The organism is Lentilactobacillus laojiaonis, from assembly GCF_020616595.1.
Classification (GTDB): Bacteria; Bacillota; Bacilli; order Lactobacillales; family Lactobacillaceae; genus Lentilactobacillus; species Lentilactobacillus laojiaonis.
Map to the genome: position 1 here is coordinate 227,053 of NZ_CP085278.1, position 15,463 is coordinate 242,515.

The 15,463-nt window shown below is 37.0% G+C and carries 29 protein-coding genes; all 29 read left to right on the forward strand.

The features are described 5' to 3' along the window. Positions 1 to 4 precede the first annotated feature (4 nt). The 29 genes from rpsL (at position 5) to rpsM (ending at position 15,446) form a co-directional block, all read left to right on the forward strand. Complete coding sequence (gene rpsL / locus LHL71_RS01105; RefSeq protein WP_227361214.1) at positions 5 to 418, forward strand: 30S ribosomal protein S12; 414 nt, start codon at positions 5 to 7, stop codon at positions 416 to 418. 47 nt (positions 419 to 465) lie between these two features. After that, positions 466 to 936 carry a 30S ribosomal protein S7 gene (gene rpsG, locus LHL71_RS01110; protein ID WP_227361215.1) on the forward strand — a complete coding sequence of 157 codons (471 nt, stop codon included), beginning with the start codon at positions 466 to 468 and terminating at the stop codon, positions 934 to 936. Positions 937 to 1,031: 95 nt separating this feature from the next. Further along, positions 1,032 to 3,128: an elongation factor G gene (gene fusA, locus LHL71_RS01115; protein ID WP_227361216.1), complete on the forward strand. Its 2,097-nt coding sequence runs from the start codon at positions 1,032 to 1,034 to the stop codon at positions 3,126 to 3,128. Positions 3,129 to 3,388: 260 nt separating this feature from the next. Continuing rightward, positions 3,389 to 3,697: a 30S ribosomal protein S10 gene (gene rpsJ / locus LHL71_RS01120; protein WP_227361217.1), complete on the forward strand. Its 309-nt coding sequence runs from the start codon at positions 3,389 to 3,391 to the stop codon at positions 3,695 to 3,697. A 27-nt stretch (positions 3,698 to 3,724) separates the two neighbouring features. Beyond that, complete coding sequence (gene rplC, locus LHL71_RS01125) at positions 3,725 to 4,360, forward strand: 50S ribosomal protein L3 (protein WP_227361218.1); 636 nt, start codon at positions 3,725 to 3,727, stop codon at positions 4,358 to 4,360. Between the two features lie 17 nt (positions 4,361 to 4,377). Then, positions 4,378 to 5,001: a 50S ribosomal protein L4 gene (rplD, locus tag LHL71_RS01130; protein ID WP_227361219.1), complete on the forward strand. Its 624-nt coding sequence runs from the start codon at positions 4,378 to 4,380 to the stop codon at positions 4,999 to 5,001. Beyond that, on the forward strand, positions 5,001 to 5,288 hold the full coding sequence (gene rplW, locus LHL71_RS01135) for a 50S ribosomal protein L23 (RefSeq protein WP_227361220.1): 288 nt from the start codon (positions 5,001 to 5,003) through the stop codon (positions 5,286 to 5,288). Before rplD ends, rplW begins: the two co-directional genes overlap by 1 nt. Before the next feature lie 36 nt (positions 5,289 to 5,324). Next, entirely contained in the window at positions 5,325 to 6,164 is an 840-nt protein-coding gene (rplB, locus tag LHL71_RS01140) for a 50S ribosomal protein L2 (RefSeq protein ID WP_227361221.1), read from the forward strand. A gap of 49 nt (positions 6,165 to 6,213) precedes the next feature. Beyond that, positions 6,214 to 6,489 carry a 30S ribosomal protein S19 gene (gene rpsS / locus LHL71_RS01145; protein ID WP_227361222.1) on the forward strand — a complete coding sequence of 92 codons (276 nt, stop codon included), beginning with the start codon at positions 6,214 to 6,216 and terminating at the stop codon, positions 6,487 to 6,489. 17 nt (positions 6,490 to 6,506) lie between these two features. Beyond that, positions 6,507 to 6,863 carry a 50S ribosomal protein L22 gene (gene rplV, locus LHL71_RS01150; protein ID WP_227361223.1) on the forward strand — a complete coding sequence of 119 codons (357 nt, stop codon included), beginning with the start codon at positions 6,507 to 6,509 and terminating at the stop codon, positions 6,861 to 6,863. A 3-nt stretch (positions 6,864 to 6,866) separates the two neighbouring features. Continuing rightward, positions 6,867 to 7,532 carry a 30S ribosomal protein S3 gene (rpsC, locus tag LHL71_RS01155; RefSeq protein ID WP_227361224.1) on the forward strand — a complete coding sequence of 222 codons (666 nt, stop codon included), beginning with the start codon at positions 6,867 to 6,869 and terminating at the stop codon, positions 7,530 to 7,532. A gap of 2 nt (positions 7,533 to 7,534) precedes the next feature. Next, positions 7,535 to 7,969 (forward strand): 50S ribosomal protein L16, encoded by a 435-nt coding sequence (rplP, locus tag LHL71_RS01160; RefSeq protein ID WP_227361225.1) that lies wholly within the window; start codon positions 7,535 to 7,537, stop codon positions 7,967 to 7,969. Next, positions 7,959 to 8,153 carry a 50S ribosomal protein L29 gene (gene rpmC, locus LHL71_RS01165; protein ID WP_227361226.1) on the forward strand — a complete coding sequence of 65 codons (195 nt, stop codon included), beginning with the start codon at positions 7,959 to 7,961 and terminating at the stop codon, positions 8,151 to 8,153. The genes rplP and rpmC overlap by 11 nt, the downstream gene beginning before the upstream one ends. A gap of 24 nt (positions 8,154 to 8,177) precedes the next feature. Continuing rightward, the gene (gene rpsQ, locus LHL71_RS01170) at positions 8,178 to 8,444 is read left to right on the forward strand and encodes a 30S ribosomal protein S17 (RefSeq protein WP_227361227.1); all 267 of its coding nucleotides are present in this window, start codon (positions 8,178 to 8,180) and stop codon (positions 8,442 to 8,444) included. 54 nt (positions 8,445 to 8,498) lie between these two features. Continuing rightward, the gene (gene rplN / locus LHL71_RS01175) at positions 8,499 to 8,867 is read left to right on the forward strand and encodes a 50S ribosomal protein L14 (protein WP_227361228.1); all 369 of its coding nucleotides are present in this window, start codon (positions 8,499 to 8,501) and stop codon (positions 8,865 to 8,867) included. A 32-nt stretch (positions 8,868 to 8,899) separates the two neighbouring features. Further along, positions 8,900 to 9,208: a 50S ribosomal protein L24 gene (gene rplX, locus LHL71_RS01180; protein ID WP_227361229.1), complete on the forward strand. Its 309-nt coding sequence runs from the start codon at positions 8,900 to 8,902 to the stop codon at positions 9,206 to 9,208. 32 nt (positions 9,209 to 9,240) lie between these two features. Further along, a complete protein-coding gene (gene rplE, locus LHL71_RS01185; protein WP_227361230.1) occupies positions 9,241 to 9,783 on the forward strand; it encodes a 50S ribosomal protein L5 in 543 nt (180 codons plus the stop codon). A 15-nt stretch (positions 9,784 to 9,798) separates the two neighbouring features. Continuing rightward, positions 9,799 to 9,984, forward strand: coding sequence for a type Z 30S ribosomal protein S14 (locus tag LHL71_RS01190; RefSeq protein WP_227361231.1), 186 nt, complete (start codon positions 9,799 to 9,801; stop codon positions 9,982 to 9,984). 26 nt (positions 9,985 to 10,010) lie between these two features. Next, positions 10,011 to 10,409, forward strand: coding sequence for a 30S ribosomal protein S8 (gene rpsH, locus LHL71_RS01195; protein ID WP_227361232.1), 399 nt, complete (start codon positions 10,011 to 10,013; stop codon positions 10,407 to 10,409). Positions 10,410 to 10,440: 31 nt separating this feature from the next. After that, positions 10,441 to 10,980 (forward strand): 50S ribosomal protein L6, encoded by a 540-nt coding sequence (gene rplF, locus LHL71_RS01200; RefSeq protein WP_227361233.1) that lies wholly within the window; start codon positions 10,441 to 10,443, stop codon positions 10,978 to 10,980. A gap of 37 nt (positions 10,981 to 11,017) precedes the next feature. Further along, positions 11,018 to 11,380, forward strand: coding sequence for a 50S ribosomal protein L18 (gene rplR, locus LHL71_RS01205; protein WP_283812375.1), 363 nt, complete (start codon positions 11,018 to 11,020; stop codon positions 11,378 to 11,380). Positions 11,381 to 11,400: 20 nt separating this feature from the next. Further along, the gene (gene rpsE, locus LHL71_RS01210; RefSeq protein ID WP_227361235.1) at positions 11,401 to 11,904 is read left to right on the forward strand and encodes a 30S ribosomal protein S5; all 504 of its coding nucleotides are present in this window, start codon (positions 11,401 to 11,403) and stop codon (positions 11,902 to 11,904) included. Between the two features lie 14 nt (positions 11,905 to 11,918). After that, positions 11,919 to 12,104, forward strand: a complete 186-nt coding sequence (rpmD, locus tag LHL71_RS01215; RefSeq protein ID WP_227361236.1) for a 50S ribosomal protein L30 — start codon at positions 11,919 to 11,921, stop codon at positions 12,102 to 12,104. A 25-nt stretch (positions 12,105 to 12,129) separates the two neighbouring features. Further along, positions 12,130 to 12,564, forward strand: coding sequence for a 50S ribosomal protein L15 (rplO, locus tag LHL71_RS01220; protein ID WP_227361237.1), 435 nt, complete (start codon positions 12,130 to 12,132; stop codon positions 12,562 to 12,564). Beyond that, complete coding sequence (gene secY, locus LHL71_RS01225; protein WP_227361238.1) at positions 12,564 to 13,880, forward strand: preprotein translocase subunit SecY; 1,317 nt, start codon at positions 12,564 to 12,566, stop codon at positions 13,878 to 13,880. Before rplO ends, secY begins: the two co-directional genes overlap by 1 nt. A gap of 26 nt (positions 13,881 to 13,906) precedes the next feature. After that, positions 13,907 to 14,563, forward strand: a complete 657-nt coding sequence (locus tag LHL71_RS01230) for an adenylate kinase (protein WP_227361239.1) — start codon at positions 13,907 to 13,909, stop codon at positions 14,561 to 14,563. A 125-nt stretch (positions 14,564 to 14,688) separates the two neighbouring features. Continuing rightward, positions 14,689 to 14,907, forward strand: a complete 219-nt coding sequence (gene infA, locus LHL71_RS01235) for a translation initiation factor IF-1 (RefSeq protein ID WP_227361240.1) — start codon at positions 14,689 to 14,691, stop codon at positions 14,905 to 14,907. A gap of 32 nt (positions 14,908 to 14,939) precedes the next feature. After that, complete coding sequence (gene rpmJ, locus LHL71_RS01240) at positions 14,940 to 15,059, forward strand: 50S ribosomal protein L36 (RefSeq protein ID WP_227361241.1); 120 nt, start codon at positions 14,940 to 14,942, stop codon at positions 15,057 to 15,059. Between the two features lie 21 nt (positions 15,060 to 15,080). Further along, positions 15,081 to 15,446 (forward strand): 30S ribosomal protein S13, encoded by a 366-nt coding sequence (gene rpsM / locus LHL71_RS01245; protein WP_227361242.1) that lies wholly within the window; start codon positions 15,081 to 15,083, stop codon positions 15,444 to 15,446. Positions 15,447 to 15,463: the final 17 nt, after the last annotated feature.

Below are 15,463 nucleotides of genomic sequence, written 5' to 3' on the forward strand. Positions count from 1 at the left end.
TTAGATGCCTACAATTAATCAATTGGTCCGTAAAGGACGTAAATCTAGAAGTTCAAAATCAAATGCACCTGCTTTAAACTTTGGTTACAATAGTTTTAAGAAAAAACAAACTAATACACCAGCTCCACAAAAACGAGGCGTAGCTACCCGTGTTGGTACTATGACTCCTAAGAAACCTAACTCTGCTTTACGTAAATATGCCCGTGTTCGTTTATCTAACTTAATCGAAGTTACTGCATATATTCCCGGTATTGGACACAACCTACAAGAACATAGTGTTGTTTTAATCCGTGGTGGTCGTGTAAAAGATTTACCTGGGGTTCGTTATCACGTTATCCGTGGTGCGCTTGATACTGCCGGTGTTACTGACCGTCGTCAAAGTCGTTCTAAATACGGTACTAAGAAACCTAAAGACTAATTTCTAATCACGTAAAATTACGCTTAGATCCATGAGGAGGAAAACAAATGCCTAGAAAAGGGAATGTTCAAAAAAGGGAAGTACTTCCTGATCCAATTTACAATTCAAAATTGGTTACTCGTTTAATCAACCGTTTAATGTTAGACGGTAAAAGAGGAACTGCATCACAAATTTTATATGATGCATTTGATTTAATTAAAGAAGAAACTGGTAATGAACCAGTTGAAGTATTTGAAGAAGCAATGAAGAACGTTATGCCAGTTCTTGAAGTTAAAGCTCGCCGTGTTGGTGGTTCTAACTACCAAGTTCCGATCGAAGTTCGTCCAGAACGTCGTTCAACTTTAGCATTACGTTGGATCGTTAACTACTCACGTTCACGTGGTGAACACACTATGAGCGAACGTCTTGCTCGTGAATTAATGGATGCTGCTAACAACACTGGTGCATCAGTTAAGAAACGTGAAGATACTCATAAAATGGCTGAAGCTAACCGTGCTTTTGCTCACTATCGCTGGTAAGAGTAAACTAAATCTTAATTTAGTTAAATTAAAATTGGTGGCTAATATTGGCCACCTTTTTGCAAGAGATTTTATTTCGAGAGGAGTACTACTAAATGGCTAACAAACGAGAATTTCCACTAGAAAAAACTCGTAATATCGGTATCATGGCCCACATCGATGCTGGTAAGACAACTACAACCGAACGTATTTTGTACTACACTGGTAAAATTCACAAAATTGGTGAAACTCATGATGGAGCTTCACAAATGGACTGGATGGATCAAGAACAAGAACGTGGTATTACTATTACATCCGCTGCAACTACTGCACAATGGAAAGGTTACCGTGTTAACATCATTGACACCCCAGGTCACGTTGACTTCACTATGGAAGTTGAACGTTCACTTCGTGTTTTAGATGGTGCTGTAGCCGTTCTTGATGCCCAAGCTGGTGTTGAACCTCAAACTGAAACTGTTTGGCGTCAAGCATCAGAATACAATGTTCCTCGTATTGTTTTTGCTAACAAGATGGACAAAATGGGTGCCAACTTTGACTTTTCAGTTGACTCAATTGGTGAACGTTTAAATGCTAATGCTTTAGCAATTCAAATGCCTATCGGTGCCGAAGATGAATTTGAAGGTGTTATTGATTTAGTTGAAATGAAAGCCGATCTTTATGATGAAGATGACTTAGGAACTAAATGGGATACTGTTGAAATTCCTGATGAATACAAAGAAGAAGCTGAAAAACGTCGTACAATTATGATTGAAAAATTAGCTGACATCGATGAAGACATCATGGAAAAATACCTTGAAGGTGAAGAATTATCAATTGAAGAAATTAAGGCTGCCATCCGTAAAGGTACCCTTAACCTTGAATTGTTCCCAGTATTAGCTGGTTCAGCCTTTAAGAATAAAGGTGTTCAAATGATGCTTGATGCAGTTGTTGATTACTTACCATCACCACTTGATGTTAAGCCATACAACGCTACTGATCCTGAAAATGGTGAAGAAGTTCAATTAAAAGCTAACGATGATGCACCATTTGCTGCCTTAGCATTTAAGATTGCAACTGATCCATTCGTTGGTCGTTTAACTTTCATCCGTGTATACCAAGGAACTTTGGAATCAGGTTCATACGTGCTTAATGCAACTAAAGGCAAACGTGAACGTGTTGGTCGTTTAGTTCAAATGCACTCTAACCAACGTAAAGAAATTTCTGAAGTGTTCTCTGGTGATATTGCTGCTGCTATTGGTTTGAAGAATACCACTACTGGTGATTCTTTAACTGATCCAGATCACCCATTACACCTTGAATCAATGGAAATTCCTGATCCTGTTATCCAAGTGGCTGTTGAACCAAAATCAAAAGCTGACCGTGATAAGATGGAAGATGCAATTCAAAAACTTGCAGAAGAAGATCCATCATTTAGAGCAGAAACTAACCCTGAAACTGGTGAAACTTTAATTGCCGGAATGGGTGAGTTACAACTTGATATCCAAATTGATCGTATGAAACGTGAATTTAACGTTGAAGCTAACATCGGTGCACCTCAAGTTGCTTACCGTGAAGCATTTACTAAACAAACTTCTGCTCAAGGTAAGTTTGTTCGTCAATCTGGTGGTAAAGGTCAATATGGTGATGTTTGGATTGAATTTACTCCAAACGAAGAAGGTAAAGGATTCGAATTTGAAAATGCCATCGTTGGTGGTGTTGTTCCTCGTGAATACATTCCTTCAGTTGAACAAGGATTAAAAGAAGCCTTGAACAATGGTGTTCTTGCCGGATTCCCATTAATTGACTTAAAAGCTAAGTTATATGATGGTAGTTACCATGAAGTCGATTCTAATGAATCAGCCTTTAAAGTTGCTGCATCAATGGCTTTACGTAATGCTGCTAAGAAAGCTGCTCCAGTTATCTTAGAACCAATTATGAAAGTTGATATCACTGTTCCAGAAGAATACATGGGAGATATCATGGGACAAGTAACTGCTCGTCGTGGTCGTCTAGAAGGTATGGAAGACCGTGGTGGCGCTAAAGTTATTCATTCATTTGTTCCATTATCAGAAATGTTTGGTTACGCTACAACACTTCGTTCAGCATCTCAAGGTCGTGGTACATTTACTATGACAATGGATCACTACGAAGCTGTTCCTAAGAGTATCCAAGAAGAAATTATTAAGAAAAATGGTGGCAACGCCGAAGCTTAATATATAAAAAGCGAAAAAAGAGCGATATTAATCGCTCTTTTTTTATTTTTAATATTAAATTTAAAATAGTATTGATTTAACCGAATAAATTTAGTAAACTATTTAAGTACTTGTTTTTGCGGGATTAGTTTACCCAAAAACATAAGGAATTTAGCGTTGATGTGAAAGGTTGCGACACACCCGGATGCTTTGCCATGGGTGAATCGGTAATTTCCACGGAGTTAGTCCTATTTTTAAAATAGACGAAGGAGGTAACACAAATGGCAAAACAAAAAATTCGTATTCGCTTAAAGGCATACGAACACCGTATTTTAGATCAATCAGCAGATAAGATCGTTGCAACTGCGCAAAGAACTGGTGCTACTATTTCTGGCCCAATTCCATTGCCAACTGAACGTACTATCTATACTGTTTTAGCTTCACCACATAAATACAAAGATGCTCGTGAACAATTTGAAATTTTAACTCACAAGCGTTTAATTGATATCTTAAACCCTACTCCAAAAACAGTTGACTCATTAATGAAGTTAGACTTACCAAGTGGCGTAGATATCGAAATCAAGCTTTAATAAATACATTATATCGGAGGTGTTTTCATGACTAAAAAAGGAATCTTAGGAAAAAAAGTCGGAATGACTCAAGTTTTTACTGATAATGGTGAATTAGTACCAGTTACTGTTATTGAAGTAACTCCTAACGTGGTTATGCAAGTTAAAACTGTTGAAAATGACGGTTACGAAGCTATCCAATTAGGTCTTGCTGACAAACGTGCAGTTCTAGGTAACAAACCAGAAGAAGGACATGCTAAAAAAGCAAATACTACTCCTAAGCGCTTCATTAAAGAAATCAAAGATGTTGAGCTAGGAGATTACAAAGCTGCTGATGAAATCAAAATCGACATCTTTGAACCAGGTGACATCGTTGATGTAACTGGAACTACTAAAGGTCATGGATACCAAGGTAACATCCATAAAGATGGTCAACGTCGTGGACCTGAAACTCACGGTTCTCGTTATCACCGTCGTCCTGGTTCACTTGGTGCGGTTATTAACCGTGTTGTTCCAGGTATGAAATTACCAGGTCGTATGGGTAACAAGACTGTTACTATTCAAAATCTTGAAGTTATTAGTACTGATGTTGAAAAGAACGTAATCTTAGTTAAAGGTAATGTTCCAGGTGCTAATAAATCATTCGTTACAATTAAAACTGCTGCTCGCGGTTCAAAAAAATAGAAAGGAGGAAACCATAAATGACTGATGTAGCATTATTCAAACAAGACGGTAGCCAAAATGGAACTGTTTCTCTTAACGATTCTATTTTTGCAATCGAACCAAACGAACACGTAGTATTTGATACTATTCTTATGCAACGTGCATCAATGCGCCAAGGTACTCACGCGGTTAAAAACCGTTCTGCTGTTCGCGGTGGAGGTAAGAAACCATGGCGTCAAAAAGGTACTGGTAGAGCTCGTCAAGGTTCAATCAGATCACCTCAATGGGTTGGTGGTGGAGTTGTCTTCGGACCAACACCAAGATCATATGCTTACCATTTACCACGTAAGGTAACTCGTTTAGCTATGAAATCTGTATTATCTGCAAAAGTTAATGACGACAAGTTAGTTGTTATGGATTCCTTACAATTTGATGCTCCTAAGACTAAGGAATTCAAGGAAATGTTAGAAAAATTAAACGTTACTACAAAGACATTAGTAGTTTTAGAAGATAATAACGAAAACACTGTTCTTTCTGCACGTAACTTAGCTAATGTTAAAGTTATTGCTGCTAAAGAAGTTAACGTTTTAGATGTTGCTAACAGTGATAAAGTTGTTACAACCAAAGCTGCTCTTTCTCAAGTAGAGGAGGTGCTCGCATAATGGAATCACGTGATATCATTTTACGTCCAGTTATTACTGAACAATCTACAGCAATGATGGATGACAAACGTTACACTTTTGATGTTGATTTACGAGCAACTAAAACTCAAGTTAAAAAAGCAATTGAAGACATCTTTGATGTTAAAGTTGTAAAAGTTAACATTATGAATGTTCGTGGTAAATTAAAACGCCAAGGTCGTTACAGTGGTTACACTAAGAAACGTCGTAAGGCTATCGTTACTTTATCAAGCGACTCAAAAGAAATTAAATTATTCAACGAAGAATAATTAACATAAATATCTCTAATAGAGGAGGAAAACATCGTGGCTATTAAAACATACAAGCCAACCAGCAATGGTCGTCGTAATATGACTAGTTTAGATTACAGTGACATCACTAAATCTAAACCAGAAAAATCATTACTAGAATCAAACAGTAGAACTGCTGGTCGTAATAATTCTGGTCGTATGACTGTTAGACACCGTGGTGGTGGTAACAAACGTCAATACCGTATTATTGATTTCAAACGTACAAAAGACAATGTACCTGCAACTGTTAAAGCAATTGAATACGATCCAAACCGTACTTCAAACATCGCTTTAATTGTTTATGCTGATGGTGTAAAATCATACATTATCGCCCCTAAAGGATTAAAAGTGGGTGACAAAGTTGAATCTGGTCCAGAAGCAGATATTAAAGTAGGTAATGCATTGCCATTAATGAATATTCCTGTTGGTTCAATTATTCATAATATTGAATTAAAACCTGGTAAAGGTGGACAATTAGTTCGTTCAGCTGGTGCATCTGCACAATTATTAGGTCATGACGGTAAATACTCATTAGTTCGTTTAACATCTGGTGAAGTTCGCATGATCCTTTCAGTTAACCGTGCAACAATCGGTACTGTTGGTAATGAAGAACATGAACTTGTTAACGTTGGTAAAGCTGGTCGTAATCGTTACCGTGGTCAACGTCCTCATGTTCGTGGATCAGTAATGAACCCTAACGATCACCCTCACGGTGGTGGTGAAGGTAAAGCTCCAGTTGGTCGTCCATCACCATTATCACCATGGGGTAAGAAGACCGTTGGTAAGAAAACTCGTAATAAGAGAGCTAAATCAGATAAATTTATTGTACGTCGTCGTAAAGGTTCAAAAATGTAATTAAATTTATCCATATAAAATACTGATTTTATAGAGGAGGTTAGTAATAATGGGTCGCAGTCTAAAAAAAGGTCCATTTGCCGATGAGTACTTACTCAAAAAGGTAGATGCACAAAAAGACCAAGAAAAGAAGTCTGTAATTAAAACTTGGTCACGTCGTTCAACAATTTTCCCTAGTTTCATTGGATACACATTCGCTGTTTATGATGGACGCAAACATGTCCCCGTTTATGTTCAAGAAGACATGGTAGGTCATAAATTAGGTGAATTTGTTCCAACTCGTACTTTCCATGGTCACGGTAGTGACGATAAGAAAACTAGATAAAGCAAGGAGGATATCTAATGGCTGAACAAGTTACATCAGCAAAAGCAACTGCGAAGACTGTTCGTATTGCCGCTCGTAAGGTCCGTCTTGTAGTCGATCTTGTTAGAGGTAAGAGTATTGCTGAAGCTTTAGCAATCTTGGAATTCACCCCTCGTGGTGCATCACCAGTTGTTTCTAAAGTACTCAAATCTGCTGTTGCGAATGCAGAAAATAACTATGACTTAGATAGTCAAAACTTATACGTAAGTGAAGCATATGTTAACGAAGGACCAACTTTAAAACGTTTCCGTCCACGTGCAAAAGGCTCAGCTTCACCAATTAACAAACGTACAAGCCACATTACAATTGTAGTATCTGAAAAAAAGGAGGGCTAATTCGTGGGTAACAAGATAAATCCTAATGGTTTACGTGTTGGTATTATTCGCGACTGGGAATCTAAGTGGTATGCTGAAAAAGATTATGCTGCTTACCTTCGTGAAGATCTACAAATTCGTAAGTATATTGAAAAACGTCTTGCAAGTGCTTCAGTTTCAACTATCGAAATTGAACGTGCTGCAAACCGTGTAAACATCTCAATTCACACTGCCAAACCAGGTATGGTTATTGGTAAAGGTGGTTCTGAAGTTGAAAATCTTCGTAAAGAATTAAACAAATTGACTGGTAAACGTGTTCACATCAACATCGTTGAAATCAAGAAACCTGATTTAGACGCAAAATTAGTTGGTGAAAACATTGCTAGACAACTTGAAGGACGTGTTGCTTTCCGTCGTGCAATGAGACAAGCAATGCAACGTACTATGCGTTCAGGCGCAAAAGGTATCAAAACACAAGTTTCTGGTCGTTTAAACGGTGCCGATATGTCTCGTATTGAAGCATATTCAGATGGTACTGTTCCATTGCACACACTACGCGCAGATATTGATTACGCATGGGTAGAAGCAAATACTACTTATGGAGTTATCGGTGTTAAAACTTGGATCTACCGTGGTGAAATTCTTCCAGAAAAACCAAACAGCAAAAAAGCTGAAAAAGGAGGGGATTAAACATGTTAGTACCAAAACGTGTTAAGTTCCGTCGTGAGCACCGTGGTAAGTTACGTGGTGCCGCTAAAGGTGGCAAAACAGTTACATTTGGTGAATATGGTTTACAAGCATTAGATTCACATTGGATCACTAACCGCCAAATCGAAGCTGCTCGTATTGCGATGACCCGTCATATGAAACGTGGAGGAAAAGTTTGGATTAAAATTTTCCCTCACAAATCATATACTGAAAAAGGTGTCGGAGTTCGAATGGGTAATGGTAAAGGTACACCTGCAGGATGGGTAGCTCCAGTTAAACGCGAAAAAGTGTTATTTGAAGTTGCCGGCGTTCCTGAAGATGTCGCTCGCGAAGCATTACGCTTAGCAGCAATGAAACTTCCCGTTCGTACAAAGATTTTAAAACGTGAGGAAGTAGGTGGCGAATCAAATGAAGGCTAAAGAAATTAATGAATTAACCACTGATCAAATGATTGAAAAAGAAGATTCTTACAAAAAAGAATTATTCAATCTTCGTTTCCAATTAGCCACAGGACAATTGGAAAATACTGCAAGATTAAAACAAGTGCGTAAAAATATTGCTCGTATTAAAACTGCACTTCGTCAAAAAGAATTAAGCAAATAGAATACGATAAGGAGGAATAACTTAATGGCTGAAGAACGTAACCAGCGTAAAGTTTACCAAGGAACTGTAGTTTCTGATAAGAATGACAAAACAATTACTGTTTTAGTTTCAACTTACAAGAATCACCCAACTTATGGTAAACGTGTTAAATACTCAAAGAAGTATACTGCACACGATCAAAATAACGAAGCCAAAGTTGGCGATATCGTACAAATCATGGAAACTCGTCCTTTGTCAAAAACAAAGCGTTTCAGATTAGTTGATATTGTTGAAAAAGCGGTTATTATTTAAGGATTATCATTTTTTATCGTATTCTGATTTAAAAAATGAAGGGAGGATATACCTGTGATTCAACAAGAAAGTCGTTTAAAAGTTGCCGATAACTCAGGCGCAAAAGAAATCTTAACTATTAAAGTTTTAGGTGGTTCAACTAGAAGATATGCCGGTATCGGTGATATTATCGTTGCTACTGTAAAACAAGCAACACCAGGTGGCGTTGTCAAAAAAGGTGACGTTGTTAAGGCAGTTGTCGTTCGTACTAAGGCTGTTACTCGTCGTAATGATGGTTCATATATTCGTTTTGATGAAAATGCTGCAGTTTTAATTAAAGATGACAAGAGTCCTCAAGGTACTCGTATTTTTGGCCCGGTTGCTCGTGAATTGCGTGATAACAATTTCATGAAGATCGTTTCATTAGCTCCAGAAGTACTTTAATCACAACCAGGATATAAGGAGGTGCCCTAATAATGTTCGTTAAAACTGGTGACAAAGTTCGTGTTATTGCTGGTAAAGACAAAGGTAAAGAAGGAACTATCAAAAAGACAATTTCTTCTAAAAACCGTGTCGTTGTAGAAGGCATTAACATGATTAAAAAACACGTTAAAGCTTCACAAGTTAACCCACAAGGTGGAATTGTTGATACTGAAGCTCCAATCGATGTGTCAAATGTTATGCTAATTGACCCATCAAACAATGAACCTACTCGTGTAGGATTTAAAGTTGAAGATGGTAAAAAAATCCGTTTTTCTAAAAAAACACAAAAAGCAATCGATTAATTAATATATAGTGAAAGGAGGATCCCTTTTATATGTCAAGTCGTTTAAAAGAAAAATTTAATACTGAAATTACACCAAACATGATGAAACAATTCGATTACAAATCAATCATGCAAGCACCAAAGATTGACAAAATTGTCTTAAACATGGGTGTTGGTGATGCCGTATCTAATGCTAAAAACCTTGATGAAGCAGTTGCTGAATTAGCACTTATCTCAGGTCAAAAACCATTAGTTACTAAAGCAAAAAAATCAATCGCTGGATTCCGTTTACGTGAAGGAATGTCAATTGGTGCTAAAGTTACTCTACGTGGAGACAGAATGTATGATTTCTTAGATAAGTTAATCAACGTTTCATTACCACGTGTTCGTGATTTCCACGGTGTTAGCTCAAAATCCTTTGATGGTCGCGGAAACTACACTTTAGGTGTTAGAGAACAATTAATTTTCCCAGAAATTGATTATGATAATGTTAACCGTGTCCGCGGTTTAGATATTGTAATCGTCACTACTGCAAATACCGATGAAGAAGGCCGTGCCTTACTTACTGATTTCGGTATGCCATTTGCTAAATAATGAGGAGGATTCACATTGGCTAAAAAATCTTTAATTGTAAAAAGTGAACGTCCCGCAAAATTCTCAACACAAAGTTACACTCGTTGTGAACGTTGTGGCCGACCTCGTTCTGTATACAAAAAATTCCACCTATGCCGTATCTGTCTTCGTCAACTTGCCCACAAAGGTCAAATCCCTGGCATGAAAAAAGCTAGTTGGTAATCAATTAAAAAGGAGGTTGTGCACAAATGTCTATGACTGACCCAATTGCAGACTTTTTAACTCGTATTCGTAATGCCAACATGGTATACCACGAAACTGTTGAAGTTCCTGCATCAAAAATCAAACGTGATATCGCTGAAATCCTTAAACGTGAAGGTTTCGTACGCGATGTTGAATACATTGAAGATGATAAACAAGGTGTTATCCGCGTATTTCTAAAATATGCTAACGATAACCAACGTGTAATTACTGGTATTAAGAGAATTTCTAAACCAGGATTACGTTCATATGTTAAGTCAGACGCTATTCCTAAGGTTCTTAACGGACTTGGAATTGCAATCATTTCTACTTCAAATGGAGTTATGACTGATAAAGAAGCTCGCGCCCAAAAAATCGGCGGCGAAGTTTTAGCTTACGTATGGTAAAAAATAAATCATAATATCGGAGGTGTAACTAATGAGTCGTATTGGTTATAAAACTGTTGTTTTACCTGCAGGTGTGGAAGTAAAACAAGATGGAAATGTTATAACTGTTAAAGGTTCTAAAGGAACTTTAAGCCGTGAATTTTCAGATTTAATCAAAATGAACATTGATGGTAATAATGTTAACTTTGAACCAGTTGGCGATTATAATAACAAAGTTCGTGCATTACATGGTACATCACGTGCCAACTTTAACAACATGGTTGAAGGTGTAACTAATGGTTTTGGTAAAACTCTTAAGTTAGTCGGTGTTGGTTACCGTGCTCAACTTAAAGGTAGTACTTTAACTTTAAATGTTGGTTATTCAAACCCTGTTGAAATGGCTGTTCCTGAAGATTTGACTGTTGAAGTTCCTGATAATACTACTATTAAGATTTCTGGAATCAACAAGCAATTCGTTGGAGACTTTGCTGCTTCTGTTCGTGCCGTTCGTTCACCAGAACCTTACAAAGGTAAAGGTATTCGTTACGAAAACGAACACATTATTCGTAAAGAAGGTAAGACTGGTAAGTAATAATTTATTATTACTTTCAGCTTAATAAAATTTTGAGGTGACTATTGTGATTTCTAAACCAGATAAAAACAAAAATCGAAAACGTCGTCACAGTCGTGTTCGTAGTAAAATTTCTGGTACTGCCGAGCGCCCACGCTTGAACGTATTCCGTTCTAATAAAAACATCTATGCTCAAGTAATTGATGACGTAGAGGGTGTAACGCTTGTTAGTGCCTCAACACTTGATCTTGAAAACGGTGGTAACAAAACCGAACAAGCTACTAGTGTTGGAAAAATGATCGCAGAACGTGCAGCTGCTAAGAATATCAAAAATGTTGTTTTTGATCGTGGTGGATACATCTATCATGGACGCGTAAAAGCTCTTGCTGATGCAGCTCGCGAAAACGGACTAGAATTTTAATAAAGGAGGAATAACCGCACATGAAGAAATTTATTGATCCAGATAAATTAGAGCTTGAAGATAACGTAGTTGCTATCAACCGTATCACTAAAGTTGTTAAAGGTGGACGTCGTCTACGTTTTGCCGCTTTAGTTGTTGTCGGTGACAAGAACGGTCATGTTGGTTTTGGTACTGGTAAAGCTCAAGAAGTTCCAGAAGCAATCCGTAAAGCTATTGAAGCAGCTCGTAAAAACTTGATTGAGGTTCCGATTGTTGGTACAACAATTCCTCATAAAGTTATTGGAACTTTCGGTGGTGGTAAGATTATGCTTAAACCAGCTGAAGAAGGTTCTGGGGTCGCAGCCGGTGGCGCTGTTCGTTCCGTTATGGAACTTGCTGGTATCGGTGATGTTACAAGTAAGAGATTAGGTTCTAACACTCCAGTAAATGTTATTCGTGCTACTTTTGAAGGCCTTAAGGCTATGAAGAGTGCAGAAGAAGTTTCAGCTTTACGTGGTGTTTCAACCCAACATTTAGCTGAATAAGGAGGGTGTATCAGATGGCTCAATTAAAAGTTACTTTAATCCGTAGTGCAGCTCATCGCCTCCCAAAGCAACGTAAAATTGTGAAGGCTCTTGGCTTAGGTCGAATTAATAGTACTGTTGTTAAACCTGACAACGAATCTATTCGTGGCGCACTATTTCAAATTGCACATTTAATCAAAGTAGAACAAGTTAACGATTAAAAATCTTTAAGGAGGTGCCGATTTCATGGAAATGAATGAATTAAAACCTGTTGAAGGTTCACGTCCATCACGTACTCGTAAGGGTCGCGGACGCTCTGCTGGTAAAGGTAAGACTGCCGGACGTGGACAAAAAGGTCAAAAAGCTCGTAGTAAGACCCGTTTAGGATTTGAAGGTGGCCAAATGCCATTATATCGTCGAATTCCAAAACGTGGATTTAACAATATTAACCGTAAAGAATATGCGGTTGTTAATGTTGAAAAACTAAATATTTTTGATGATGGTACTGAAGTTACTCCAGAAGTACTTGTAGAAAAAGGCATTGTTAAGAATACTAAGAGTGGTATTAAAATTCTTGGTGACGGTGAATTAACTAAGAAATTAACTGTTAAAGCAAACAAGTTTTCTAACAGTGCAAAAACTGTGATCGAAAACGCTGGCGGTAAAATCGAGGTGATTTAATGCTTTCAATTATGAAGGGTGCGTTTAAAGTAAAGGAAATTAGAAAAAAAATTCTCTTTACTTTAGGAGTTTTGGTTATCTTTAGATTAGGTGCTTATATTACCGTACCAGGTATTAACGCAAAAGCATTAGAATCAGTTGCATCATCTGGATTAGTTGGAATCTTAAACACATTTAGTGGTGGTGGATTAACTAATTATTCAATTTTTGCAATGGGAGTTTCACCTTACATTACCGCACAAATCATCGTTCAACTTCTTCAAATGGATATCGTTCCACGTTTTGTGGAATGGGGAAAACAAGGTGAAGTTGGACGTCGAAAGTTAAATCAAGTTACTCGTTACTTAACAGTTGTCCTAGCGTTCTTACAATCAATTGGAATAACTGCTGGGTTCAATACGTTAAGTAGTCTAAATCTTGTTTCTAATCCAACTGTTTCAACATTTATTACCATTGGAGTTATTCTAACTGGTGGATCAATGTTAACAACTTGGATGGGGGACATGATTACCGAAAGAGGAATTGGTAATGGTATTTCAATGATTATTTTTGCCGGAATTATTGCTCGTATTCCTGATGGAGTCACGCAATTATATCGTCAATTATTCGTTGGAGTATCTTCAAACGAACTTTGGAAACCAATCCTATTCGTAGTCGCTATTATCATTGCTGTGTTGGCAATTGTAACTTTTGTTACTTGGTTCCAACAAGCTGAACGTCGTGTACCTATTCAATACACAAGAAGAATTGCTGGATCACCAGATAGCAGTTACCTTCCATTGAAGGTAAATGTTGCCGGTGTTATTCCCGTAATCTTCGCTAGTTCGTTTATTGCAACCCCACAGACAATTTTAATGGCATTTGCAAATTCTCATTCTGAAGATACTTGGTATAAAGTATTATCGAATGTGTTTAATATGCAAACACCGACTGGAGCTGTTTTATATACAGTTTTAATCATCTTATTCACATACTTCTATGCTTTTGTTCAAGTTAATCCAGAAAAACTGGCTGAAAACTTGCAAAAACAAGGTAGTTACATTCCTGGTATTTGGCCAGGACATGCAACTCAAACATACGTTTCAAAACTGCTTATGAGATTAAGTACAGTTGGTTCAATCTTCCTTGGTTTTGTGGCATTAATTCCGTTAATTGCACAAAATGTTTGGAACTTAAATGAATCAATTGGACTAGGTGGAACAAGTTTACTAATTGTTGTTGGGGTAGCTATTGAAACAATTCGTCAAATCCGTGGTTTGATGATGAAACGTCAATATGTTGGATTTATTCATAATCCAAAACCAGCTAACGATTAGAATCTTAACCTAAAGGAGACAGTTTAATGTCACTAAATCTTATTTTATTAGGATTACCAGGTGCAGGTAAGGGTACTCAAGCACAATATATTGTTGATAAGTATCCAATTCCTCACATCTCAACCGGTGATATGTTTAGGGAAGCAATGGCTAATAAAACTCCTATGGGCTTAAAAGCTAAGGAATTTATTGATAAAGGCGATTTAGTTCCTGATGATGTTACTAATGGGATTGTTAAGGATCGTTTAGGAAACGCAGATACAAAAGACGGTTTCTTACTTGATGGTTATCCTAGAACTTTAGAACAAGCAAATGCATTAGCTGAAATGACTGATGTATTAAACAAACCTTTAAATGCTGTTATCAACATCGATGTTGATCCTAATCTACTAACTGAACGACTATCTAGTCGATTCATTTGTAGAAATTGTGGAGCTACTTATAACAAGCTATATCATATGCCTAAGGTAGAAGATACTTGTGATGTATGTGGTCACCATGAATTTTATCAACGTGATGATGATAAACCAGAAGCAGTTAAAAATCGTCTTGATGTTAACATCAAAATGAATACTCCATTAATTGCATACTATAAAGAAAGAAATCTTCTTTATAATGTAGATGGTAACAATAGCATTGATGACGTTTGGCAACAAATTGATTCTATCTTGAGTTCTTTATAATGTATTCCTCAATTAAAAATTGTGGTTAGTTTGAAGGAACTTGACAAATATGGTAGACTAACATTTAGCTGTCAAAGTCATGTTTTATTCAATCTAACTTATAATCCTGTTGGAGGTGTATATAAATGGCTAAAGATAATGTTATTGAAATTGAAGGTAAAATTCTTGAGACCCTTCCAAATGCAATGTTTCGTGTTGAATTAGAAAATGGACATGAAATTTTAGCACACGTTTCAGGTAAAATTCGTATGCATTACATTCGTATTCTACCTGGTGATAGGGTAACAGTTGAAATGTCTCCATATGATTTAACTAAGGGACGTATCACTTATCGTTTTAAATAATTTTTTGTCTTCATTTTTGAGGAGGGTTAAAAATGAAAGTAAGACCATCAGTAAAACCAATGTGTGAACATTGTAGAGTAATTAAAAGAAAAGGCCGAGTAATGATTATTTGCTCAGCTAATCCAAAACACAAACAACGTCAAGGTAAGTAATTAATAGGAGGTGTATGCTAAATGGCTCGTATTGCCGGAATTGATTTACCTCGTGATAAACGAATCGTTATTGCTTTAACTTATATTTATGGTATTGGTAACACTACCGCACAAAAAGTATTAAAAGAAGCAGCAGTATCAGAAGATGTTCGAGTACGTGATTTAACTCCTGATCAAGAAGATAAAATCCGTGCAGTTGTCGACAACATTAAAGTTGAAGGTGACTTACGTCGTGAAGTAAGTATGAATATCAAACGTCTTCAAGAAATTGGATCTTATCGTGGAATGCGTCATCGTCGTGGTTTACCAGTACGTGGACAACACACTAAGAACAATGCTAGAACTCGTAAGGGTAAAGCTACTGCAATTGCAGGTAAGAAAAAATAATTAAAGAAGGAGGTCAT